We start from the raw sequence: 24,110 nt of genomic DNA on the forward strand, positions 1-24,110 counted from the left end.
TCCGTGGCATTTTCGGCCACCCACCGGCGGCGCCCGTATGCGCCGCGTAACCTCACGGGCATGGGGGCAACAGCATCCGGTGCAGGTCAGGACGCCGACGAGGAGGCGCGGCGGCGGCTGAACGCGTACACGTACCTCAGCGCGCCCGAGCGGCTGGAGCACGTCGCGATCATGCGGGTCTTCTGCGGAACGCTGCTGGCGGATCTCGCCGTCCCGGACATCATGGCGAAACTGCGCCAGACCGGTGCTTCCGCCGCGGGACTCGACGCCGACACCCTCACGGTCCGACTGGAACAGCTGGTCCAGTGGGGAAACCTGCTCCGCAGCAGCCACACGGTGAACGCGTCCAGCATCAGCGAGTACCAGCGTTCCCGCTCGCGCTACCAGCTGTCGAAACTGGGCGAACGTATCCAGCGGGACGCCGACGGAGTCCTGGCCGAAGCCGACGCCGCCCGCGAGGTGAGCAACGAACTGCTGGCACTGGTCGAGCGCGGACTACGGGAGCTGGCCGACCTCGTGACCGCGCCGGGCGGCGTCGAGCTGCAGGACGGACTGGAGCGGATCAGCACGCTGTTCGTGCAGTTCACCGAGTTCGCGGACTCCATACGCGACTTCTACGCCTACCTCGGCCAGGTGCTGTCCCGCTACGACCTGGACAGCGCCGAGTACCAGGGCTTCAAGGAGCTACTCCTGGACTACGTCGAGGCGATCACGGAGGACGTGGCGTTCCGCGCGCCCCGGATCTCGGCGGCGTTGGACACCCTGTGGCCGCACATCCCGGCTCTGCTGGACCGGCTGGATTCCCACGCCCAGGGGCTCACCGGGCTCTCGACGCAGGCGCAGGGCGAAAGCCGCCCCGAGGTCCGGATCCAGCGCAGCCGGGGCCGCGAATTCGCCGACTGGGAGGGCCTGCGCGGCTGGTTCAGCAACACCGACGGCCAGGGCAGCCAGGTCGACCAGCTACGCGACGCCACCCTGCGCGCGTTGCAGTCGCTGCTCGCCAACGCCAAGCGGATGCTGCGGTCGGCCACCGGGGAGATGTCCCGGCGCAAGGATCTGCTGCGGCTGGCCCGCTGGTTCGACGAAGCGGCGCCGCGGGACGCACACGACATCGCCGTCGCCGCCTTCGGGCTGTACGGCGCCCGCCATCTGGGCATACCTCCGGCCACCGACGAGGTGGTGCCCGCCTACACAAGCTGGTGGACCGGTCCGGTGGTCGAGGTGCCGGTGGCCCTGCGCGAAAGAGGGAGCCTGGCCCAGCGTGGCCGGGCCTCAGCGGTGGAGGACCACTCCGCGCAGAAGCAGCTGCTGAGGGAGGCAGCCCGTCAGCGGGCAGCGGCCAGAGCAGCGGCGGCCGACGAACTGCGCAGTGCGTCCGGCCGGTTCGGCGAGGTACGCCTCACGTCAGCCGCGCTCGGCCTGCTCCTGGAGCTGCTGGCTACAGCGCTCGGAAACGCACAGCTCAGCAGGCCCGTCAGCACGGACGGGGAGAGGACGGCGGGGTTCGACCTCGACTCGGCCAGCAGTGAAGACGCCGAACTGCGTATCCGCCTCACCGTGCGCCGGACGGCGGGCACGCGAACGGTGCTGTACTCGGCCGACGGCGACCTGCTGCTGGACGACCTGGAGCTGGACATCGGTCGCACCTCCGCCGCGGTCGGCGGCGAAGCGGAGGCGAGCGTGTCATGACCCTCCCCTCGACTCACGACGTAGCCCTGGCAGCCGAGCGCCGCACCGCCGCCCGGCTGCTGCTCGCCCACCCGCTGGTCGCGTCGGACGGCCCTCATGCCGACCTCTTCCCGCTGATCCGCAGGCACGCCGACTGGCTGGGCAAACGGTTCCAGCAGGTGCTCGGCTACCGCCTGCTGGTCGACAGCTCCTACGCCCGGCTGTTCAAGGCGGGGCTGGGGGCGGGTTCGGGTCATCGGCTGGAGCGCTCCACCGGCACCCCGTTCACCCCACACACGTACGCCTGCCTCGCGCTGGCCCTGTCCGTGCTGGTGACCGCGCCCGAGCAGATGCTGCTGTCACACCTGGTCGTCGATATCAGGGCTGCCGCAGCCGACGCCGGGATTGAGCTGGAGGAAACGGGCCGGGCGGCCGGGAAGCGGACCCTGGTCGCGGCTCTGCGCCAGCTCGTCGACTGGGACGTGCTCATCGAGACCGAGGGCCATGTGGCCGCACTTGCGCAGGAGGCGGGCGGAGAAGCCCTGATCACGATAGACCGGGAGCTGGCACGCGTGGTCGTCGCCGGCCCGCTCTCCCAGGCACGGAACGGCGCCGACCTGGTCCGGCGGGCAGCGGACCCGGGCTTCGGCGGACCACGCACCTACGTGCGCCGGATGCTCGTCGAGACACCCGTCGTCCACCTCGACGAGCTGACGGACGCCGAGCGTGACTGGCTGCGCACCCGGCAGCGCCGGGAGGCCCAGGCTTTCTCCGAACTCCTTGGTCTGGAGATGGAGATCCGTGCCGAGGGCGTGGCGCTGGTGGACCCCGAGGAAGAACTCACGGATCTGCACCTGCCGGGCACGGGGACCGTCGCACAGGCCGCGCTGCTGCTGGCGGAACGGCTCGTGGAACGCCTTCGGCCGCAGGAACCGGGGCATCCGGCGACCGGCGGGACACTCATCATCGGGGTGGCCGTCCCGGACGGCCTGGTGGACGAGGTGCTCGCCGAGCTCATCACCGAGTACGGGCAGCGCAGCAACTGGCAACGCGGCTACCTGGAAGACCTTCCCTCCCTGCGAGAGGCCGTACTGGACCTGCTGGTCCGCATGCGGCTGATGGCCCGCGCGGGCCGGCTGCGCGCCGAGGGCAAAGGACTGCCGGAGGGGTACGTCGAAGAGGCGTCGGAAGGACGCACGGTGACCGATGTCCATGGCGCACGGCCCGGCGGCGACAGCTGGGTGCTGCTGGCCGCAGCGGCTCGCTACGCCACCCAAGTCACGGTGCGCCCGGCCACAGCAGTCGGCAAAGGCACGGACGTTCAAGAGGAGTTGCCGCTATGACCACCGACGCGCGTGGCCTCGTTCCGCTGCCGCGTTCCGGCGCTGCGACAACCACCGACCCCGCAACGACCACCGGCACCCGCTTCCGGCTGCACCGGGCAGGCATCCAGAACGTCTGGCAGTACGACGAGCAGGAGTTCTCCTTCGGCGACGGACGGCTGCTGCTGCGCGGCAAGAACGGCGCGGGCAAGTCCAAGGCCCTGGAGATGCTGCTTCCGTATCTTCTGGACGGCGACTCCCGGGCACTGGACGCGACAGGCACCGGCCGGACCACGCTCGCGTGGCTGATGCTGGACGGGTTCGAGCAGACCAACCGTCTCGGGTATCTGTGGGTGGAGTTCCGGGGCACGGCCGACGACGGCGGTCACCGCCACCTGACGCTGGGTGCCGCCATCCGCGCTTCGAAGTCGACGCAGAAGGCGGTGCCGACGTTCTTCGTCACCCCGCTGCGGATCGGTGAGGACCTGCATCTGGTCGAGGCCGGTAAGCCGCTGCCGGTCGACCGGCTCAAGGAGATCGTCGGCTCCGACAACACGACCGACCGTGCGGTCCAGCACCGCTCACGCGTGGCCCGGGAACTGTTCGGCATCACCGACGCGACGCGCTACCGCAACCTCACCCAGCTCCTCCATCGGCTGCGGCGCCCGACGGTCGGCGACCGGATCGAACACGGGGGCCTGGTCTCCCTGCTGAGCGAGACCCTGCCGGGGCTCGACGAGGACGTGGTCGAGAAGGTGGCGCGCAACCTCCACGACCTCGACGCCGTACGGGACGAACTCGGCCGCCTGGAACGCACCGACGCGGCCTTGCGTACGTTCCTCACCAGTTACCGCGGCTACCTGGCCGGGGTCCTGCGCACCTCCGCCCAGAAGGTGAGCCACGAGCTGGACGTCCTCGCACATCGGCGCCGGGCGGCCGGAGACGCCGCACAGCGGACGAGCGACCTGAGGACGCAGGAGGAAGAGTCGGAGGGCCGACTGGAGACCCTGCGCGAGGAGGAACAGGACGCCCGGACCGACCTGGCCGCCCTGCACGCCAGTCACGCCTACCGCAGCCTGCGCGAATTGTCGGAACGCCGCGGCACGGTGGAGGCGCTGCACACCGCCGCGGCGGCTGCCTTCACCACCCTGCGCAACGCCCACGACGCGGAGGAGGGCTCGGCGGAGCGGCTGGCCGAAGGCGTCGAATACCTTGGAAGCCGGCTGGCCGAGCTGGGAACCGAACACCGGGAGTTGCTGACGCAGGCGGAGAAGGCGGGGCTTCCCACCGGCCATCTCGGCGAGGCGGTGGCTCTGCCACGCACGGTTCTAACCCAGGCCACCGAGACCGAGTTGACGACTCCGGACGGGGAGACGCGTACCGTACGGCACCGGTCGGTGGCCCGCGTGGACACGGTCACGGCGCAGGAGGGGCTGCGGTCCTGGCAGAACCAGTTGGAGGACGCCGAGGCGGTCGCGAGAAACCGGGCCCGGATGGTTCAGGAGGTGACCCGCCTCATCTCACGGGCGGACGAGGCCCGGGCCGCGGCGGCTCAGGCCGATGGCGAGCGGGAACGGCTGGAGGGCGAGGCAGAAGACGCCGCCGGCCATCTCGACGGCAGCCGTGAGAAGGTCGCTGAGGAGAGCGGCGCCTACTCCCGTCAAGTCGCTGAGTGGGCGGCACGCACGCGGAATGCACTGGGTGCCGACTGCCCGTCGCTTGACGCCGTCCACGCCGTCGTTGGCCTCGAGACTTCTACCGATGCGCCCTTCGCGGACCGCACGCTGCCGCCCGATATCGACAGCCAGGCGTGGCTGACCGCTCAGGCCGCGTTGGAGCCGTACGGCGAGAAACTCACCGAACGCCGGGACGCCCTGGTACTCGGCGTCAGCCGACTCGGCGAGGAACTCGACCGCCTGGCGGAGCAGAAGCGGGACTGGGAGCAACGTACCGACCCCGAGCCACCGGCCCCGCACCATCGCGCCGCCGCGAGGACGCCGGGCAGTGGAGCCCCTTTCTACCGGCTCGTGGACTTCGCGGACGACCTGGCTCCGGCCGACCGAGCCGGTCTGGAAGGGGCGCTGGAGGCGAGCGGAATCCTGGATGCGTGGGTGAGTGCGGACGGCGTCCTTCTCAATCCACGCACCCAGGACACCCTTCTCCAGCCGGGTCCCGTGCTATCCGACGGGTCGACTCTCGCCTCGGCCCTGCGCCCAGCCCCTGAACCGGATTGCGGCGTCACCTCCGAGCAGGTGGGGAGTCTCTTGGCCACCATCGCACTCGCATCGGCAGAGGAGACCTCCGCGCACAACGCGGTCTTCTACGAAGGCAGTTGGCGTCTGGGCGTACTCAGCGGTCGTCATGACAAGGGCGCCACCGAGTACGTGGGGGCCGCCGTACGCGCCGAGACTCGGCGACGCATCCTCGCCGAGCTGGAGGAGCGGATCACGCATACGGAACAACAGCTGGCAGATGTCCGCAAGGAACTCGCCGTAGCCGATGCCATGCGTCGGGCTCTCACGCTCGCGGAACGGGATTTCCCCAGGGCACGGAATCTCGCGGACGCGTGGAGCAGGACTGAATCAGCCGAGCGGACCCTGCGCGACCTGACCGCCAAGGCGACCCGGGCGGCGCGGCTGGCCGAGGAGACACGCGCGCTCGCGGTATCGGCGCGGACCGAGGCGGATGCCACCGCGACCGCCCACGACCTGCCCGGCGACCCCGCCTCCCTGGACCGTGTACGCACCGCGCTGGCTGGTCTGCTCAGCGGTATCGGACAATTGCGCAGGGCCGTCAGCGGCACGGGCGAGCGGCTCGGTACGAACCAGGCCGATGCCGACCGGTACGGACGCGCCCACGAGGATCGCCTGGCCGCGGAAGAGAGCTACCGGGTCCACCTCACCGGCCTGCGCACCGCCGAGCAGGACCTGCGCACCCGCGAGGAGGCCATCGGGTCGTCCGAGGAGGAGATCCTCTCCCGCGAGCAGGAGACCAAGCAGCGCATCGCGAACGCCGTCCAAGCGCTCCCCACGGCACAACGAGCTCGCGACGATTTCCACGACCTGCGCGTGCGCGCGGAAGAGGACGAAAAGCGCCTGCGCGGGAGCCTGGTGGATCAGGAGACCGCGGTCATCGACGTCGGCAGCGCTCTTCGCGGCGCTCTCAGCCGACCCGAGGTGGTGCGCGGCGCCGGGCTTGACCGGGCTTCGCTGCCCGAGTACATGTCGGACGATCCCGGCGCGGACGTGCGCAGCCGTCTGCGAGCACTGCGGGCCCTCGCCGACGCCGTGGAACATGCCCTCGGCCGCCCGAAGGGCGAGGTGTCGGACAGCACCCTGCTCAACCGCCACACCGATCTGCGTGACCAGCTGGCCGGCGGATTCGACGCGCAGCTGGAGGAGCGAGACGGGATCAAGGTGTGCCGTCTGGTCGACGACCACGGGTCCCATGACGTCGCGGCCGTGGGCGAGCGGATCGCAGTCCAGGCGGCGGAGGCCCGGGGACGGCTCACCGAGCGCGAACGCGAAGTGTTCCAGCGGTTCCTGACCGGTGAGCTCGGCGACCACCTCTCGGCACAGGTCATCACCGCAGCGAACCTGGTCGCGGCTCTCAACGACACCCTGCGGACCGTGCGCACCTCCCACGGCCTCGGTGTCGAGCTGCTGTGGAAGCTGGACGAGGACGTGGACGCGGATGTGCGCGCGGCCGTCGAGCTGCTGCGCAGTCCGTCGAGCCTCAGGACGCGCGACCAGACCGAGCAGCTGCGCGAGGTGCTGCAACGCCGGATCGAGGACGCCCGCCGTGCCGACCCGTCAGCCGGTTACGCTGCCCATCTGCGGACCGCGCTGGACTACCGCGACTGGTTCCGCTTCCACACCTTCGTGGTCGAGGACGCGGCTCCGGGCCGCCGTAGGAAACTGACCGGCCGGACCGGTCTCAGCCAGGGCGAACAACGGGTCCTCTCCTACCTCGTGCTCTTCGCCGCGGCAGCCGCCCACTTCACCAGCCTCGCCGAGTCGGCACCGCATGCGCCACGGCTGATCCTCCTGGACGACGCCTTCGCCAAGGTCGACGAACCCACCCACGGCCGGCTGGGCCGTATCCTCGTCGACCTCGATCTCGACTTCGTCCTCACCAGCGAGCGGCTCATGGGCAACTGGCCCGAGGTTCCGTCCCTGCACATATACGAGTGCCTCCGTGATCCCCACGTACGCGGGGTGGCCACCCTTCACTACACCTGGAACGGCCGGCACCGACGTCTGGTGTCCGTATGAGCGGGCTGCCCGCCGCGACGCGCGACTGGCTGACGGGACCTGGACTCACCCGGCTCTGGCAGGGGGCACGCAAACGCCTGGAGAGCAACGGCGTACAGGCCACGGGTTCGCTCCGACTGACCGCGATGAACGCCCAGGAACGCAACGACCTGTCTCTCCTGCTGGGCAAACCCCTCACAGGTGCCGCCGTGACCATACAGCTCGACGTGCTCGACGCACGGCTACGCGCCTCGGCCGCCGGACTCGGCCTCAGACAGACCCTGGAGGGACTCGGCCCGCCACTCACCGACCGCCGTGCCGCCCGCGCGGACGTGGCGGCACGGCGGGAACAGGTGTGGTCGTCTCTTGCTTCGTCACTGGACGCCTCCCCACTCGCCGACCAGGAATGGCCCCGGCAGTGGTACGACCTGCTGCGCCGTTCCGGTGTTCCGAGAGGAGTGACGCCCGAAGCGGCGATATGGACACTCCAGCAGGCGGTCCAAGTCCTCACCGCTCTCCTCGGACCCGACGGACCTGAACGCAACGGCACGCGCGGTCGAGGAGAACTCGCCGCCATGACGACCGGCTCCGCGCACGGACTGGACGACGGCACCTGGCTCGCACGCCTCGTCCAACGCGGGGTCGCCCTCGCCCACGGCACCGAGTTCCCCGACGACGCGGCCGGTCGACGCGCTCTGTGGCGGCTGGTGTCCGTCACGCCGGATGAGGTCTCCAGCACGGTGCTGACGTACGGACTGCGCCCCGACGGCGAGGGCTGGCGGGAGCGTGCTCTGCGGGAGCGAGCCGACCATCACGCCGAAGTGCACGTCACACCACGCGACCTGCATGGCCTCCGGCTTCAGCTCCCCGCCGGAACGCTCATCCACATCTGTGAGAACCCGCGCGTGGTGGAAGCCGCGGCGGACGCGGCCTGCGTCCAGCCCTTGGTGTGCACCTCCGGCAGCGCGGCCACCGTGGTCTTCACTCTTCTCGACGCCCTCGCCGCCACGGGTTGCCGCTTCGCGTACCACGGCGACTTCGACTGGCCGGGGATCGCTCTGGCCAACCGGGTCATCCGCCGCTACGAAGCCCGGCCGTGGCGCATGGGCACCGCGGATTACGAGCACCTGGCCGCTCGCAGTCAGGCCGAGGGCATCCCTCAACTGGCCCTCGACGGCCAGCCGGTCGACGCGGACTGGGACCCGGATCTCGCCCCCGCCATGACCGCCCTCGGCGTCGCGCTCCATGAGGAGGCGACCCTCGACCTCCTGGTGGACGACCTGTCACGCCGGGCGTAGGGACGCCGACGCCTCCGTGTCGGGTTCTGGGAGCCACCTGGGAGCCGACCCGCTCCCCAAGCCCCTTCCACACCACCCGAGACCGCCCCACCCCAACGCCCCGACCAGGCAAAACATCAAACCACCCGGTGTCGATCTTGGCGGAACCTCATTCGGGACGAAGAGGTCGTGGGTTCAAATCCCGCCACCCCGACAGCCAAAACAGCAGGTGAGGCACCTACGGATCTCCGTAGGTGCCTCACCTGTTTTCTGCGTGCTGGTGGGGGTCCGGGGCGGACGCAGCAGTGCGGGTGTCAGAGCCTGATGCAAGTGTGTCCGGCATGGAGACACACGCTGCCCCTGACAACGAGGGTGAGGAGCACGCCGTCATCGCGCACTTCCGGCTTGCCCGTGACGGTTTCGGTGAGGTCGACCAGCGCGAGCGCGTCTTCAAGGCCGAGCGGGAGATGGAGGCAGCGGCCGCAAGAGCTGGTGTCGGGGAGGTCGACGGGAACGAATTCGGAGGAGGCGAAGCTGTCGTGTATGCCTACGGGCCCGATGCTGATGCGTTGTTCAGCGTCCTGAAGCCGACTCTGCGCAGTCTGCTGTTCCGTCCGGCACATGTCGTTCTCCGACGGGGCGACGGCGAGACACTCGTCGAGCTCTAGCTGTCCGTGGGGCGTCGCCGAACGCACCACAGGCGCACGGTCCAGGACTCGCGCCGGACCGGACGATCGTCTTCGATCTCTGCCGAGAGTGTCCCGGTCACGAGGAGCCGTCACGGCTCCGCGTGCGCGCAGGGTCAGCGGGGTGGAGCATTGGGGTGTGGTGCTGCCGGGGGCGGTGATACCCGGGAGGTCCGATGCGTCGTGCTGTTGGTTTCGTGCTCGCGGGGGTTCTGACCGCCGCCGTCAGCTGTTCCGGTGACAAGACGGTCACCACGGCGCCCGACAGTTCCCGGGCGACCAGTGCTCCGGCCGAGGCGGCTTCTTCCTCCGAAGCAGCCAGCCCCAGCCCCACACCCACTCGCTCCTCCGCGGCAGCCGTGGGGGAGACCTTGAATCTGACCGGCAACGAGAGCGGTGAGGCTCTCGCCGTCACCGTGGTGAAAGTCGTCGATCCCGCTCCCGCCGAGAACGAGTACTCCACTCCGGCCGCGGGGAAGAGGTTCGTCGCTGTTCAGTTCCGGTTGGAGAACACTGGCAGCGAGGTCTACTCCGACGCGCCCAGCAATGGAGCCCGGCTCGTGGACACCGAAGGGCAGCAGTTCGAGGCCACCTACCAAGGCACCTCCGCCGGCCCCGGCTTTCCCGGCAGCGTCACCATCGCGCCCGGCGACACCGGACTGGGCTTCATCGCCTTCGAAGTTCCCACCAACTCCGCCACGAGCAAAGTGCAGTTCACGATGAACAGTGGATTCTCCGCGAACACCGGGCAGTGGGACATTCCGGCAGCGTAAATACCGCCCAGACCGTTGGCTTGTCGGCTCGCGGGCTGTTGATCCTCCTCGTCGGCTGAGTCGGCGCGTTGCATTTCAGAGGGAGACCGCGACCCCGTTGAACGTCGTTTCCGGGGTCTGAGGGCTCGTGAAGCGGGCGTTGACCAGGTACAGGCGGTTGCCGAAGCGGGCCGCTGTCGTGGGGACGTCGAAGCGGGGGTCCGTGATCGTGCCGGTGAGGGTCGCCGTCGTGGACCCTGCGTTCAGGTGGAACACGCTGATGAGGTTCAGGCGGTTCTGGACCACGTACAACGTGCGGCCGACGCGGTAGAGGCCGTCGCCGTTGACGACGTCGGTCGCGCCGACCAGGGTGATCCTGGTGGCGTGGCCCGTCCTGAGGTTCACCTTGTAGAGCTCGCCCGGGGAGCTCTTGACCACGATCAGGGCGCGGCCGTCGGGGGTGCCGACGATGCCGTTGGCGTTGTTCACGTTGGGGGTCTGGACCCAGTCGCCGGTCAGGGGCAGGGTTCGTACGGCCCCGGCCCCGGCTTCAGTTCCGGCCCCGGCCCCGGCTACGGCTCCGGCTCGTGATCGGGGCCGGGAAGCGGCTCGGCCTCGCGGGATCGCGTAGAGCGCGGCGGCGCGTGAGTCCGTGAACCAGGCCCGGTCGCCGAGAAGCGTCACGTCGTTGATGAAGTGGCCGGTTGCTTCCGTCAGTTGGTGTGTTGCGACCACTTCGCCCGTGCGGGAGTCATGGGTACGAGCCACACCCGTGTTGCCTGCCACGTACAACAGGCCGTCGTGGTCGAGCTTGAGGCCCACGGCCAGCAGGCCGGTGCCGCCCGCGAAGAGGATCCTGCCCTCGCCCGTACGCAGGTCGGTGCGGTACAGGGCGCCGTTGGCCCGCGAGCCCATGTACGCGTACGGCTTTCCGCCGATGGCTATGCCCTCGGGGAGGAAGCCGTCGGGGAGCGGGAACTCCGTCGGCCACGGGGCGGGGGAAGTGGGGGTCGTGGTGGCTGCGTTCGCCGTCCCGGCGGCGCCGGTCGCCGCCGCCAGCGCGGTCAGGGCCGCGCCGCCCAGGAGTGCGCGCCTGGAGGGGGTGGGGTGGTTGCGGATCATGGTTCCGGGCCTCCGTGCGTGTGGGGTGGAGGGTGCGTGGGTGAGGGGGTGAGGGGGGTTGGTTGCTGGGGCGCCGCTTGGCTTGTGGGGCCGCCGATTCGTGCCAGGGACTGGGCCGGTGGGCCTCAACTCTGTTGGTGGATCCGTTGGTTCACGGCAGTCGCTCGCTTCATCCTGGCCCAACCCCGGCCCTTCTCCCCCGCGTGTGCCCGGTATCGACAGAGGATCGACAGGTTGGCCGGCGCGTTCCGTCGTGGGCCGCCGCTCAGCCGTTCCAGCTCTCGTCGTACGGGTCCCGGGGTGCCGCGACCGGCTTCGCGGCGGTGACGTCGAGGAACGGGATGATGCCGTTGTTCACCGGGTCCTTGGTCCGCTTCGCGGTGTAGGTGCCGGTGACCTCCAGCCACGTGTCCGGTTGCAGGACGGGAGGCGTCCGGCCGGTCAGGCCTATCTTCACCGGCACGGCGTCGGCGGCGCAGCAACTGAGCGCCATACGCACCAGGTAGGGGGTGCCGTCGCGGCCCACGGCCACGAAGCCGGCGGTCTTGATGCGGCGGTCGTCGAGCGAGCGGCCGTGGTCGTAGGCCGCGCGGCCCGCGTAGTCGACGAGGCTCAGGCGGACGGTGTCCCCCGGGGGGAGGTCGGCGAAGCCCCACGGTTGTTCCTGAAGGGCGGTGCCCGCGCGCAGGGCGCTGTACGAACCGAGAGCGGGCGGGGAGACGAGGATCAGGGCGAGGAGCGGGAGGACCAGCAGCCAGGCGATACGAGGCTCGCGGTGGGGGTGAGGGTCAGGGGTGAGGTGGGGCTCCGCGTTCCTCTCCGCGTGGGCGTGCTCGACTTCCCTGTCTCGGCGGAGGGCGGGGGCGGAGTCGCGGTCGGGGTCGCCGTCGCCCTCGCGGCCCTCGCGGCCCTCGTCGTTGCCGGCAGCGGTGCCCGGGGCCGGAGCAGGAGTCCGGGCAGCGCTCGTGTCGGCGTGGGGCGGGCGGGTGCGTGCGTCCTTGCGTTCGTACCAGACCGTCGCAACCGCCGTGGCGATCAGGACGGCCCCCGCCGCCAGCAGCAACGGCTGCAACCCCGCCTTCACGTACCGCAGATAGAGGTCGGTGAGGCCCGCGTGCAGGATCGCTCCGCCGGTGAGGAGGAGCACGGCTGCCTGTGCCTGGCGGTTCACAGGAGCACCGCCCCTACCAGTGACGACACCAGGACGGCCAGCGTGAACGTGGCGGGCGCGAAGCGCAGGGCGAACTCGCGGCCGAACGTGGCGGTCTGCATGGCGAAGAGCTTCAGGTCGATCATCGGGCCGACGACCAGGAAGGTCAGCCGGGCCGTGAGCGAGAACTGGGTGAGGGACGCGGCCACGAACGCGTCCGCCTCGGAGCAGATGGAGAGGAGTACGGCCAGAACGGCCAGGGCGAGGATCGACACCACCATGTTGTCGGCGGCGAGGCTGAGCCAGGCCGCCGGGACCACCGCCTTGAGCGTGGCGGCGGCCATCGCGCCGACGACCAGGAACCCTCCCGCGTGCATCACGTCGTGCCGTACGGATCCCCAGAACGCCGCCCCTCTGCCGAGGCCCTCGGAGGAGGGGCGGGCCGGTGGGCGCAACCAGTCGGCACGGCCCAGCCGCTGCCAGAGCCAGCCCATCGCGCAGGCCACCAGCAGGCTCGCCACGAAACGGGCCAGGACCATCCGCGGCTCGCCCGGGAACGCGACGGCGGTCGCGGTCAGCACGATCGGGTTGATCGCCGGGGCCGACAGCAGGAACGCCAGCGCCGCCGCGGGCGTGACCCCCCGGCGCACCAGCGCTCCGGCCACCGGCACGGACGCGCACTCGCACCCGGGCAGCACCGCCCCTGCCATGCCTGCGACCGGTACCGCGAGAGCGGGCCGGGCCGGCAGCGCGCGGGCGAAGAACGACGGCGGGACGAACACCGCGATGACCGCCGACAGCAGCACACCGAGCACGAGGAAGGGCAGCGCCTGCACGATCACCGCGACGAACACGGTCATCCAGCTCTGCATCACGGGCGCCGACAGCGCTCCGCGGATCGGGCCCTGCAGCACGACTCCCGCGAGGAGCAGCATGGTCAGGACGAGAGGCGAGTTGAACTGCCAGCCCTGCCGCTCGTCCGTCCCGCGGTCCTCAACCTTGGGCGGCGCTGTGTTGGTTGTGGTCACGGGAGAGGTACCTCCGGTAGGGGAGGGCTTCGTCGGTGGATCGCCCTCCACCTTCAGTACGCCCGTTCGGGCACAGCTTCTCATCCCGGCTTCCGGCCGGGATCGGGCGTCGGCTCCGCCGCGGCAGGCCTGTGTGCAACCGTCCGTGCTCGTGCGGCACTCTGTGATGTTGTGGTGAGCCTTCCGGATCAGAGCGGGTCGGACGATCGTGCCGCGCACATGGTGGTGTGCGGAGACGATGCCCTGGCGCACCGGCTGGCGGCCGAGCTGCGCGGTGTCTACGGGGAGCGGGTCACGCTGGTCGTGCCGTCCGGCGAGCGGACCGAGCGGCCACCGGTCGTCGGCCGGGCGCGTGCCTCGACGCTGCTCGACCGCGTGTCGGCGGCGATGACCCGGGCCGCGGGCAACGGCGTCAGCGGGGCCGGAAGCGGAAGTGCCGTCGGCAGCGGAGGCGCAGCCGGCAGTGGAGGCGCAGCCGGGAGCGGAGGCGGCGGGACCAGCGGCGGAAGCAGCGGCAGTCGCGGGAGCAGCGGGAGCGGCAGCGGAGGTGACGGCGCGTCCGGTCGTCGCGGCGGTGGTTCCGAAGGGCCGCGCCCCGCGCGCGTGCTGGAGGCCGCGGTCCTGACCGAGGCCGTGCTCGCCGAGGCCGGTGTGGAGCACGCCGCCGCGCTGGCACTCGTCCATGACGACGACGAGACGAACATCCGCGCCGCTCTGATGGCGCGCCGGCTCAACCCGCGTCTGCGCCTGGTCGTCCGGCTCTACAACCGCCGTCTCGGCCAGCACATCGAGGCCCTGCTCGATCAGGCGTCCGCCCTGGCCATGGCGGGAGTCGGGGAGTCCGCGGACTCGCCCGTACCCGGCCTCCTGGACGCCTCCACGACCGTGCTCTCCGACGCGGACACCGCCGCGCCCGCACTGGCGGCCACCGCGGTGGCCGGTACCAGCAAGGTCGTGCAGACCGACGGGCTGATGCTGCGGGCCGTGGAACGCCGGCCGCCGGGGCCCGGAGAGGTCGCCGACCCCGGGCTGTGCACGCTGGCCCTGCTCTCGGCCACGACCAACGACCCGGCCGGGGCGGACGGTTCGGAGAGCAGCGGCGAGCACGGGCCGCGGCTGCTGCCCGACGAGGCGTCCGTGGCCGCCGCGACCGGGCGCGGCACCATCGTCCTGGAGACCGTGTCGTACTCCGGTCCCCCGCTCCCGCCGGGCCGCAGCGTGCTGCCCATCGGCAGGCTGTTCTCCCGGCGGCTGCGCTGGTCCTTCGCCGGTCTGGTGGCCTGTGTGGTCGCGCTCGCGGTCGCGTCCATGGCCGTCACGGGCGCCCATCCGCTGCACGCCACCTACCTGACCCTCCTCGATCTCTTCGCGATCAACGATCCCGCGCTCGGCGACCCCCTCGGCCGGCAGATCCTGCAGCTCCTCTCCGGTCTCGTCGGGCTGCTGCTGCTTCCGGTGCTCCTCGCGGCCGTCCTGGAGGGCCTCGGTACGTTCCGCAGCGGGTCGGCGCTGCGGAAACCGCCCCGGGGGCTCTCCGGTCACGTCGTACTCCTCGGCGTCGGCAAGATCGGTACGCGGGTCCTCGCGCGCCTTCGTGAACTCGACATCCCCGTGGTGTGCGTCGAGGCGGACCCCGAAGCGCGCGGGCTCGCACTGGCGCGTCGGCTGCGGGTGCCCGTCGTGCTCGGCGATGTCACCCAGGAGGGCGTCCTGGAAGCCGCCAAGATCCATCGGGCGCACGCTCTGCTGGCTCTGACCAGCGCCGACACCACCAACCTCGAAGCCGCCCTGTACGCGCGGTCGGTGCGCCCGGATCTGCGCGTCGTCCTGCGGCTGTACGACGACGACTTCGCCACGGCCGTCTACCGCACCCTGCGCGCCACGCACCCGCACGCGCTCACCCGCAGCCGGAGCGTCTCCCACCTGGCCGCGCCCGCGTTCGCCGGGGCGATGATGGGCCGCCAGATCCTGGGGGCGATCCCCGTGGAACGCCGGGTCCTGCTCTTCGCGGCCCTGGATGTCTCGGGGCATCCGCAGCTGGAGGGCCGTACCGTCGCCGAGGCGTTCCGTGCCGGGTCGTGGCGGGTGCTGGCCCTGGACACGGCCGCTCCGGCGGGCCGCCGCACCCGTCAGCAGCCCGTCCCGGCGCCGCCCGCGCCGGACCGTACCGCGCCACCGGCCCCACCGGCCCCACCGGCCCCAGGCCGCGACGCCTCCGTCCCGGAACGGCCGTCCGGCCTGGTCTGGGACCTGCCGCCCACCTACGTGCTCGGGTCCGGGGACCGCGTCGTCATCGCCGCCACCCGACGGGGCCTCGCCGAACTGCTGGGCCGGCGCCCCCGGGAACGCACGGGCCCGTAGCCGTCGATGGCCTGCCGTGCGGTGCTGAGCGGCTGGTGGCTGGTGGCTGGTGGCTCGGCACCTGACGACCGGTTCTGAGCTGCGCGGATCCGGATTCGGCACTTCCACGGCGGCCTTCGCCCGGAGAGTTTTCCACAGGCTGGGGACCCCGGCGGTGGAATGTCGTCCGGTGCGTGCAGTATGGGGCCATGACTGAGAGCAACCGGGCGATCCCGCACGACGGAACCATGCCCGACTGGGAAAAGCGCTTCCGGGCGCCGCGGGTGTCCTTGCCGGACTGGGCGGAGGACGCTCCGCACCGGTCCCTGTTCGTGTCGAACGCGACAGGGACGTACGAGTTGTACGCGTGGGACCGTGAGACGGGCGCCCAGCGCCAGGTCACGGACCGCCCGAACGGGACGACGGACGGCGTGCTGTCGCCGGACGGCGAGTGGATCTGGTGGTTCGACGACAAGGACGGGGACGAGTTCGGGATCTGGCGGCGGCAGCCGTTCGCCGGGGCCGGCGGTGACGGCGGCGCGGCCGTTCCCGACGGGCCCGCGGCCCCCGGGCTCGCCCCCTCCTATCCCGCGGGCCTCGCGCTCGGCCGGGACGGGCGGACGGCGATCGTCGGCAGGTCGACCGACGAGGACGGATCGACGATCTACGTCAGCCGGACCGGCGAGGACCCCGTCGAGGTCTACCGGCACCGGGAGTCGGCCGGGGTCGGCGACCTCTCGCACGACGGCTCGCTGATCGCGATCGAGCACACCGAGCACGGCGACGCGATGCACTCCGCGCTGCGGGTGCTGCGGATGGACGGTTCGGCGGTGGCGGAGCTGGACGACACCAAGGGCGGCACGGTCGAGCTGGGCCTGGAGGTGCTGGGCTTCGCCCCGGTCGACGGGGACACGCGGCTGCTCGTCGGGCACCAGCGGCGCGGGCGCTGGGAGCCGATGGTGTGGGACGTGGCGTCCGGCGAGGAGACCGACCTGGCGCTGACCTCGCAGCTGGACGGCGACCTGAGCGCCGAGTGGTATCCGGACGGCTCCGCCCTGCTGGTCGTCAACAGCTTCGAGGCGCGCAGCGAGCTGTGGCGGTTCGACCTGGCGGCCCGTCACCTGGAGCGGGTTCCCACGCCGAAGGGCACGGTGTCGGGAGCGACGGCCCGCCCGGACGGCAGCGTGGAGTTCCTGTGGTCGTCGGCCGCGCAGCCGCCGGTGGTCCGCTCGACGTCGGGTGAGGTCGTCCTGGACCCGCCCGGCATGAAGGCGCCGGAGTCGGTGCCTGTCGAGGACGTGTGGGTGACGGGTCCCGGCGGCCGCATCCACGCCCTCGTGCAGCGGCCCGCCGGAGTGAGCGGCCCCCTGCCGACCGTCTTCGACATCCACGGCGGCCCGACCTGGCACGACAGCGACTCGTTCGGGGCGGGCCCGGCGGCCTGGGTGGACCACGGGTACATGGTGGTCAGGGTCAACTACCGGGGTTCCACGGGGTACGGGCGGGAGTGGACGGACGCCCTCAAGCACCGGGTCGGTCTGATCGAGCTGGAGGACATCGAGGCCGTACGGGAGTGGGCGGTCTCGTCCGGGCTCGCCGACCCGGCCCGGCTGATCCTCACGGGCGGCTCGTGGGGCGGCTATCTGACCCTGCTCGGGCTCGGTACGCAGCCCGAGGCGTGGGCGCTCGGCATCGCCGCGGTACCGGTCGCGGACTATGTCACGGCGTACCACGACGAGATGGAGGCCCTGAAGGCGATGGACCGCACGCTGCTCGGCGGCACTCCGGAGGAGGTTCCCGAGCGTTTCGAGGCGTCGTCCCCGCTGACGTACGTCGACGCGGTGAAGGCGCCGGTCTACATCTCCGCCGGGGTCAACGACCCGCGCTGTCCGATCCGCCAGGTGGAGAACTACGTGGTCAGGCTCGCCGCGCGGGAAGCGGACCACGAGGTGTACCGCTACGACGCGGGGCACGGTTCGCTGGTCGTGGACGAGCGGATCAAGCAGGTCCGGTTGGAGCTCGACTTCGCGGAGCGACACCTGGGCAGGTGACCGTGCCGGCGGCCGCGCCCGCCTTCGGCTGTCCCAGGGCACCGGGCGTCCTCGCGGGAGGGCCCGGCTGAGGCACCCCCTCGGCCGAGCCCTCCGCGAGGGCCCGTACCTTTGAGGTTGTGTACCGGTTCCTGCTGACGCCCCGCTGGTGGGGGATCAACGTCTTCGTGCTGTTGGCCATCCCCTTCTGCATCTTCATGGGGTCATGGCAGTTGGGGCGGTTCGAGGACCGGGTCCAGGACCATCGCGACGCCGGTGAGCAGGCCTCTGCGGCCAGGACGCAGGCGGCTCGGCCGCTCGCCGAGCTGCTGCCGGTGGACAAGGAGACGTCGGGCAAGCAGGCCACGGCGACGGGCCGGTACGGGAAGCAGTTGCTCGTGCCGGACCGGGAGCTGGACGACAAGACCGGCTTCTACGTGCTGACGATGCTGCGTACCGACGACGGCCGGGCCCTGCCGGTGGTCCGGGGCTGGCTCCCCGGTGTCGCCGACGCCGCGAAGGCCCCGGCGGCTCCGGCCGGCGAGGTCACCGTGACCGGCGCGCTCCAGGCATCGGAGACCCCCGGGTCGAACGGCGTGCCCGCGGCCGGTGGGCTCCCCGCCGGGCAGACCGGTGCGATCAGCTCGGCGTCACTGGTGAATCTCGTGCCGTACGAGGTGTACGACGCGTGGATCACTCTCGCCGTGGCGGACGCGGGAATGAAGGCCGTGCCCGCCACGGCTCCCTCGGACACGGGCCTGGACCTGAAGGCCTTCCAGAACCTGGGCTACACCGGTGAGTGGTTCGTCTTCGCGGGCTTCGTCGTCTTCATGTGGTTCCGGCTGATGCGGCGTGAGGTGGAGTTCGCCGAGGACGCGGAGCTGGGTCTCACGGAGGAGGCTCCCGCGGAGGGCGAGGCCTCCCGGGGCGGCACCGGCGGCGAGGCGGCCGCCGCGGGCCACGGCGAGACGGCCGAAACAGCCCCGGACGCCTCCGTCGGGGCAACGGACCGCGACGCCGACACCGACACCGACACCGCGAAGGTGTCGTCCTCTCCCACGGCCTGACGTTACCCGGGGCTGCCGGCCCCGGCGCGGCCTACGCGGCGGATGCACTCAGCGGCCCCATTCGAACGCATCTGTCCAAGCAACGGATCCGACCCAGCCGACGGGTCGGACCGGTCAACGGACGGACCCGTTCCAGGCGGGGCGCTCCCGGAGTGGTCCACGCCGCCCGGCTCGACCGCGCGGCGCGGCCTGCTCGGCCCGAGCGGGCGGTCGGGGCCCGGCGTCAGGCCCCGGACAGCATCCCGGTCCGGTAGACCGTCCCGGCACAGGCGTTGAACACGGTCGTCGCCGCCGTAGGTGCGCCGCCCTCGGCCGCGTAGGACACGGTGACGCTTCCGTCGACGGTCCCGTCCTCCTGCATGAGCTGCGTACTGACGCCGTTGGTGCCCTCGGAGGACGTACCGCCGCTGTCACCCCCGGTGTTCTCCGAAGGGCTCGGGTCGGGCGTCGGTGACCCGCCGCTGGTGCCGCCGGTGGTCGGGCAGGTCGACGACGGCACCCAGGCGAACTTCACGCTGTACGTCCCGCCCGGCTGGAGCACCACGTTCGTGGCGTAGCCGGCCGGGTCGGGCAGGTTGGTGGCCGGGTCGCCCGCCTGATGGAGAAGGGTGCTGACCTTGGACTGGTCCGCGGCGCCCGCCGCGCTCGAGGAGACGGAGCCGTCGCCGACTGCCGTACAGCTGGCGGTGGAGATGTTGGTGACCGTGAAGGTGCCGTAGACCGCGCCGCCCGCGTCGGGGGCTGCGCCGCCGTCCACGGCGGTGAGCTGCGCCGGCGTGCAGGTGGGTGCGCCCACCATGGAGGCGGACGGCTGGGCACCGGTCGTTCCGCTGCTGCTTCCCTTGCCCTTGCCGGGCTTGTCCTTCTTGTCGCCCTTGCCGGAGCCCTTGGAAGGGCTCGAGTCGCCGGAGCCGCTGCCCGCGGAGGCTTCCTTGCCCTCGTTGTCGCCGCCCTGGGTCGCCGAGGCGTTGGCCGCGATGGACTGGTCGTCGCCGGAGCCCGAGGCGTTCGAGACGTGCACGAGGGCCGGGACGGCCGTGCCGATGAAGAGCGCGGCGGCGGCCATGCCGACGATGGCCTGGCGCTTGCGTGCCCGCCTGGCCGGTACCGCGCGCCGCAGGTGGTCCAGCGTGCCGTCGGTCGGCTCGATCTCCTCGACTGCCTGGTGCAGCAGCCGTCGCAGGGCCAGCTCGTCGGAGCCGAACCCGTCCGGTCCGGGCCCGACCGCACTGAGACCGAAGATGCCGGCGGGCTCCGCCTCGGCGCCGGATCCGCCCGAGTCCCGCGACTGCGGGTCGGCGGACTCCGTGTCCGAGGCACCCGTCACGTCGGCCGAGGCGTCCGGCACGTGGGCAGGGGCGTCCGGCACGTCGCGCGAGGCGTCGCCCGCGGTGCTGCCGGAGGCGTCGTCAGGCCGGCTGTCGTCCGGCGAAAGGTCCGCCGAGCTGCCCGAGGCGCTGTCCGGGGCGCTGCCCGAGCCGCTCTCCGAAGCGTCGTCCGGGGCGTTGTCCGAGCCGTTGTCCGAGGTGCCGTCCGACGCGGGATCCGGCGAGGGATCCGACGGGAGGGCTTCCGTGTCCGAGTAACCCGACTCTTCCGGGCCCGAGTTCTCCGAGGCGCCGTGATTCACAGTTCCGTTCCCTGCGTGCTGCTCATGTTCGGTGTCGTCGCCGTGGCGACCGTGTTCGTCGTGGCGTGTCCGGTCGTCGTGCCCACTCATGCCGCCGCCTCCATGGCGATGCGCAGCGCCGCGATGCCGCGCGAGCCGTACGCCTTCACCGAGCCCAGCGAGATTCCGAGGGTCTCGGCGACCTGCGCCTCGGTCATGTCCGCGAAGTATCGCAGGACCAGAACCTCGCGCTGGCGTCTCTGGAGGCCCTTCATCGCGTTGATGAGGGCGTCGCGCTCCAGCAGGTCGTACGCGCCCTCCTCGGCGCTCGCCATGTCGGGCATCGGCTTGGAGAGGAGCTTCAGGCCGAGGATGCGCCGGCGCAGTGCCGAACGCGAGAGGTTGACGACGGTCTGGCGCAGATAGGCGAGCGTCTTCTCCGGGTCCCGCACGCGCTTGCGCGCCGAGTGCACCCGGATGAAGGCCTCCTGGACGACGTCCTCGCAGGACGCGGTGTCGTCGAGGAGGAGCGCCGCGAGGCCGAGGAGCGACCTGTAGTGGGCGCGGTAGGTCTCGGTGAGATGGTCGACGGTGGTGCCGGCCGCCAGTGCCTCGTCAGCGCCCTCACGCTGACTGGGGATGTGGGCCGACCGCGCTGCGGGCATGGGGGCGATCACCGGCATGCCGCCGCCGGGCGCGCCGGACGTGCGGGATCGGCGGGGCGGACGCAGGGCCGTGCCGAGCGTCGCTGCTGGGAGCCCCCCGGCTCGAACAGAGCCGAGAGTGGGTGAGAATTCGAGTACCTCTGCCACGCCAGTTGGACACGCGTCCCCCCGTCGGGGTTGTACGCGACAGGCATCACATTTGCGTCGGACTGCATGCGAGACAGTGCGCTAAATGCCCTCATACGTAAAAACTCATCCCCTATGCCCCATATGAACGTGGCGTCCGGTCGCCCCTGAAGGGCGACCGCAAAGACGCTCCCCGCCCTCCGCGCGGTTGCGGAGAACGGGGAGAAAAATCTTCGAACGCCTGAGGCTTCGATTCAAGCGGTCCGGACCACAGACCCGACCATGGTCGAACCACCAAAGTCACACAGATCCTACAAACGATTCAGCTTACGACCAGAAGATTTCCCGCCCGGATCGGCGAGCGCGAGGCGATATGTCGCGTATCCCCCCGCGGCTCGCGAGTCCCGGGCAGGTCAGAGGTCCGCAGCCACCAGTTCGGCGATCTGTGCCGTGTTCAGCGCGGAGCCCTTGCGGAGGTTGTCCCCGCACACGAAAAGCTCCAGCGCCGTCGGGTCGTCGAGCGCTCGCCGCACCCGCCCGACCCACGTGGGGTCCGTCCCGACCACGTCGGCCGGCGTCGGGAACTCGCCCGCCGCGGGGTTGTCGAAGAGGACGACCCCCGGGGCGGTGGCGATGATCTCCCGCGCCTTGTCCACCGTCACCTCGCCCTGGAAACGGGCGTGGACGGTCAGCGAGTGCGTGGTGACGACCGGCACCCGGACGCAGGTGACGGCGACGGGCAGGTTCGGGAGCCCGAGGATCTTGCGGGACTCGTCCCGCACCTTCATCTCCTCCGAGGACCAGCCGTCCTCGCGCACGGACCCGGCCCACGGCACCACGTTGAGCGCCACAGGCTCCGGGAACGGTCCGGTGTTGTCCCCCACGGCCCGCCGTACGTCGCCGGGTGCCGTCCCCAGTTCCGTACCGGCGACGAGCTTCAACTGCTGCCGCAACGTGTCGACGCCGCGCTGCCCGGCCCCGCTCACCGCCTGGTACGAGGACACCACCAGCTCGCGCAGCCCGAACTCGGCGTGCAGCGCGCCCAGGGCCACGATCATGGACAGGGTCGTGCAGTTGGGGTTGGCGATGATGCCGCGCGGGCGGACCCGGGCGGCGTGCGGATTGACCTCCGGCACCACGAGCGGCACCTCGGGGTCCATCCGGAACGCGCCGGAGTTGTCGACCACGACGGCCCCCTTGGCGGCCGCGACCGGCGCCCAGCGCCCGGCCACCTCGTCGGGTACGTCGAACATGGCGACGTCGACCCCGTCGAAGGCCTCCTCCGTCAGGGCGATCACCTCGACCTGCTCGCCGCGCACGGCCAGCTTGCGGCCGGCCGAGCGCGGCGAGGCGATCAGGCGGATCTCGCCCCAGATGTCCGCGTGCTGGGACAGGATCTGGAGCATGACCGTGCCGACGGCTCCGGTCGCGCCCACGACCGCGAGCGTCGGTTTCGCGGCCGGGGGTCCCACGACCTTGACCATCAGCGGCCGGTGCCCCCGTAGACGACGGCCTCGTCGCTGTCGGAGTCGAGTCCGAAGGCGGTGTGCACGGCGCGCACGGCCTCGTTGACGTCGTCCTGGCGGGTCACGACCGAGATGCGGATCTCGGAGGTCGAGATGAGCTCGATGTTGACGCCCGCGTCGGACAGCGCCTGGAAGAACGAGGCGGTGACGCCCGGGTTGGTCTTCATACCCGCGCCGACCAGGGAGATCTTGCCGATCTGGTCGTCGTAGCGCAGCGAGTCGAAGCCGATCGCGCCCTTCGCCTTCTCCAGGGCTTCGATGGCCTTGTGGCCCTCGGCCTTGGGGAGCGTGAAGGAGATGTCCGTGAGGCCCGTGGAGGCCGCGGACACGTTCTGCACGATCATGTCGATGTTGATCTCGGCGTCCGCGATGGCGCGGAAGATCACCGCGGCCTCACCCGGCTTGTCCGGAACGCCGACGACAGTGATCTTGGCTTCGGAGACGTCGTGAGCGACTCCGGAGATGATGGCGTGCTCCACCTGCGCGTCCCCTTGCGGATTCTCGTTGCTGACCCAGGTGCCCGGCAGTCCGGAGAAGGACGAGCGGACGTGGATCGGGATGTCGTAACGGCGTGCGTACTCGACGCAGCGGTGCAGCAGCACCTTGGAGCCGGAGGCGGCGAGCTCCAGCATGTCCTCGGAGGAGATCCAGTCGATCTTCCGGGCCTTCTTCACCACCCGCGGGTCGGCGGTGAACACACCGTCGACGTCCGTGTAGATCTCGCAGACCTCGGCGTCGAGGGCGGCGGCGAGGGCGACGGCCGTGGTGTCGGACCCGCCGCGCCCCAGCGTGGTGATGTCCTTCTTGTCCTGGCTGACGCCCTGGAACCCGGCGACGATCGCGATGTTGCCCTCGTCGAGCGCCGTCCGGATGCGGCCCGGCGTGACATCGATGATGCGCGCCTTGTTGTGGACGGAGTCGGTGATCACGCCTGCCTGGCTGCCGGTGAAGCTCTGGGCCTCGTGGCCCAGGTTTTTGATCGCCATGGCCAGCAGGGCCATGGAGATCCGCTCTCCTGCGGTCAGCAGCATGTCGAACTCACGCCCGGCAGGGATCGGGGATACCTGCTCGGCGAGATCGATCAGCTCGTCCGTCGTGTCACCCATCGCCGACACCACGACAACGACCTGGTGGCCGTTCTTCTTGGCGTCGACGATTCGCTTGGCGACACGCTTGATGCCTTCGGCATCGGCTACGGAGGAGCCTCCGTACTTCTGCACGACAAGGCCCACGTGCGCTCCTCGCTCAGTCCGTCTCGTACCGCACGACTGCGGTCGGCTCAGTCTAACGAGCGGCCGAATTCCACCCGGGCGATATCGCATCGTGAGATGTCCCGCTCACGTGCTGATCATCCGGGCCGGTCCGGATTCCGGTGGTCCGATTCGGTCGGTCGCCGTCGTCCGGCCCTTCGGCCGCTCCAGGACCGCATCTGCCCTGCTCGGTCGCACCTCACTCGCAAAGTGCGCCGCGTCACACCCGGCCCCCGGCC

At 71.1% G+C, this 24,110-nt stretch carries 16 protein-coding genes; 9 read left to right on the forward strand and 7 right to left on the reverse strand.

The window, feature by feature from the left end; translation table 11 throughout:
• The first annotated feature begins 60 nt into the window (after positions 1-60).
• The 6 genes from KUF83_RS05210 to KUF83_RS05235 all read left to right on the forward strand — a co-directional run bounded on the left by KUF83_RS05210 (position 61) and on the right by KUF83_RS05235 (position 9,979).
• Positions 61-1,689 carry a TIGR02677 family protein gene (locus KUF83_RS05210; RefSeq protein ID WP_217453356.1) on the forward strand — a complete coding sequence of 543 codons (1,629 nt, stop codon included), beginning with the start codon at positions 61-63 and terminating at the stop codon, positions 1,687-1,689.
• Complete coding sequence (locus KUF83_RS05215) at positions 1,686-3,011, forward strand: TIGR02678 family protein (RefSeq protein ID WP_217453357.1); 1,326 nt, start codon at positions 1,686-1,688, stop codon at positions 3,009-3,011. Before KUF83_RS05210 ends, KUF83_RS05215 begins: the two co-directional genes overlap by 4 nt.
• Positions 3,008-7,264, forward strand: a complete 4,257-nt coding sequence (locus tag KUF83_RS05220; RefSeq protein WP_217453358.1) for a TIGR02680 family protein — start codon at positions 3,008-3,010, stop codon at positions 7,262-7,264. Before KUF83_RS05215 ends, KUF83_RS05220 begins: the two co-directional genes overlap by 4 nt.
• Entirely contained in the window at positions 7,261-8,541 is a 1,281-nt protein-coding gene (locus KUF83_RS05225) for a TIGR02679 family protein (protein WP_217453359.1), read from the forward strand. Before KUF83_RS05220 ends, KUF83_RS05225 begins: the two co-directional genes overlap by 4 nt.
• A 320-nt stretch (positions 8,542-8,861) precedes the next feature.
• On the forward strand, positions 8,862-9,188 hold the full coding sequence (locus tag KUF83_RS05230; RefSeq protein WP_217453360.1) for a hypothetical protein: 327 nt from the start codon (positions 8,862-8,864) through the stop codon (positions 9,186-9,188).
• Between the two features lie 194 nt (positions 9,189-9,382).
• Complete coding sequence (locus KUF83_RS05235; protein ID WP_217453361.1) at positions 9,383-9,979, forward strand: DUF4352 domain-containing protein; 597 nt, start codon at positions 9,383-9,385, stop codon at positions 9,977-9,979.
• Between the two features lie 75 nt (positions 9,980-10,054).
• On the opposite strand, the gene KUF83_RS05240 is transcribed toward KUF83_RS05235, so the two are convergent.
• From KUF83_RS05240 to KUF83_RS05250, 3 genes are all read right to left on the reverse strand, one after another.
• Positions 10,055-11,080: a superoxide dismutase gene (locus tag KUF83_RS05240; RefSeq protein ID WP_217453362.1), complete on the reverse strand. Its 1,026-nt coding sequence runs from the start codon at positions 11,078-11,080 to the stop codon at positions 10,055-10,057.
• A 265-nt stretch (positions 11,081-11,345) separates the two neighbouring features.
• Entirely contained in the window at positions 11,346-12,251 is a 906-nt protein-coding gene (locus tag KUF83_RS05245) for a TIGR03943 family protein (RefSeq protein ID WP_217453363.1), read from the reverse strand.
• Positions 12,248-13,258: a permease gene (locus tag KUF83_RS05250; RefSeq protein WP_374105980.1), complete on the reverse strand. Its 1,011-nt coding sequence runs from the start codon at positions 13,256-13,258 to the stop codon at positions 12,248-12,250. The genes KUF83_RS05245 and KUF83_RS05250 overlap by 4 nt, the downstream gene beginning before the upstream one ends.
• A gap of 219 nt (positions 13,259-13,477) precedes the next feature.
• Between KUF83_RS05250 and KUF83_RS05255 the strand changes: the two genes are divergently transcribed.
• The 3 genes from KUF83_RS05255 (at position 13,478) to KUF83_RS05265 (ending at position 18,695) form a co-directional block, all read left to right on the forward strand.
• The gene (locus KUF83_RS05255) at positions 13,478-15,619 is read left to right on the forward strand and encodes a TrkA family potassium uptake protein (RefSeq protein ID WP_217453380.1); all 2,142 of its coding nucleotides are present in this window, start codon (positions 13,478-13,480) and stop codon (positions 15,617-15,619) included.
• A 188-nt stretch (positions 15,620-15,807) separates the two neighbouring features.
• A complete protein-coding gene (locus KUF83_RS05260) occupies positions 15,808-17,649 on the forward strand; it encodes a prolyl oligopeptidase family serine peptidase (protein ID WP_217453365.1) in 1,842 nt (613 codons plus the stop codon).
• 119 nt (positions 17,650-17,768) lie between these two features.
• Positions 17,769-18,695, forward strand: a complete 927-nt coding sequence (locus tag KUF83_RS05265; RefSeq protein ID WP_217453366.1) for an SURF1 family protein — start codon at positions 17,769-17,771, stop codon at positions 18,693-18,695.
• 223 nt (positions 18,696-18,918) lie between these two features.
• Here KUF83_RS05265 and KUF83_RS05270 read toward each other — a convergent pair whose 3' ends face one another.
• The 4 genes from KUF83_RS05270 to KUF83_RS05285 form a co-directional block, all read right to left on the reverse strand.
• Positions 18,919-20,415 carry a hypothetical protein gene (locus KUF83_RS05270; protein WP_254643398.1) on the reverse strand — a complete coding sequence of 499 codons (1,497 nt, stop codon included), beginning with the start codon at positions 20,413-20,415 and terminating at the stop codon, positions 18,919-18,921.
• The gene (locus tag KUF83_RS05275) at positions 20,412-21,116 is read right to left on the reverse strand and encodes a SigE family RNA polymerase sigma factor (protein ID WP_374105981.1); all 705 of its coding nucleotides are present in this window, start codon (positions 21,114-21,116) and stop codon (positions 20,412-20,414) included. Before KUF83_RS05275 ends, KUF83_RS05270 begins: the two co-directional genes overlap by 4 nt.
• Before the next feature lie 392 nt (positions 21,117-21,508).
• Positions 21,509-22,567: an aspartate-semialdehyde dehydrogenase gene (locus tag KUF83_RS05280; RefSeq protein WP_308402917.1), complete on the reverse strand. Its 1,059-nt coding sequence runs from the start codon at positions 22,565-22,567 to the stop codon at positions 21,509-21,511.
• A gap of 11 nt (positions 22,568-22,578) precedes the next feature.
• Complete coding sequence (locus tag KUF83_RS05285; RefSeq protein WP_149512234.1) at positions 22,579-23,853, reverse strand: aspartate kinase; 1,275 nt, start codon at positions 23,851-23,853, stop codon at positions 22,579-22,581.
• Between the last annotated feature and the right edge of the window lie 257 nt (positions 23,854-24,110).

Source organism: Streptomyces sp. BV286, from assembly GCF_019090165.1.
Classification (GTDB): Bacteria; Actinomycetota; Actinomycetes; order Streptomycetales; family Streptomycetaceae; genus Streptomyces.

What these genes read in the sequence shown, in the direction of transcription:
- KUF83_RS05210 (WP_217453356.1), top strand. Translation starts at nt 61, where the DNA reads ATGGGGGCAACAGCATCCGGTGCAGGTCAGGACGCCGACGAGGAGGCG.
- KUF83_RS05215 (WP_217453357.1), top strand. Translation starts at nt 1,686, where the DNA reads ATGACCCTCCCCTCGACTCACGACGTAGCCCTGGCAGCCGAGCGCCGC.
- KUF83_RS05220 (WP_217453358.1), top strand. Translation starts at nt 3,008, where the DNA reads ATGACCACCGACGCGCGTGGCCTCGTTCCGCTGCCGCGTTCCGGCGCT.
- KUF83_RS05225 (WP_217453359.1), top strand. Translation starts at nt 7,261, where the DNA reads ATGAGCGGGCTGCCCGCCGCGACGCGCGACTGGCTGACGGGACCTGGA.
- KUF83_RS05230 (WP_217453360.1), top strand. Translation starts at nt 8,862, where the DNA reads ATGGAGACACACGCTGCCCCTGACAACGAGGGTGAGGAGCACGCCGTC.
- KUF83_RS05235 (WP_217453361.1), top strand. Translation starts at nt 9,383, where the DNA reads ATGCGTCGTGCTGTTGGTTTCGTGCTCGCGGGGGTTCTGACCGCCGCC.
- KUF83_RS05240 (WP_217453362.1), bottom strand. Translation starts at nt 11,080, where the DNA reads ATGATCCGCAACCACCCCACCCCCTCCAGGCGCGCACTCCTGGGCGGC.
- KUF83_RS05255 (WP_217453380.1), top strand. Translation starts at nt 13,478, where the DNA reads ATGGTGGTGTGCGGAGACGATGCCCTGGCGCACCGGCTGGCGGCCGAG.
- KUF83_RS05260 (WP_217453365.1), top strand. Translation starts at nt 15,808, where the DNA reads ATGACTGAGAGCAACCGGGCGATCCCGCACGACGGAACCATGCCCGAC.
- KUF83_RS05270 (WP_254643398.1), bottom strand. Translation starts at nt 20,415, where the DNA reads ATGAGTGGGCACGACGACCGGACACGCCACGACGAACACGGTCGCCAC.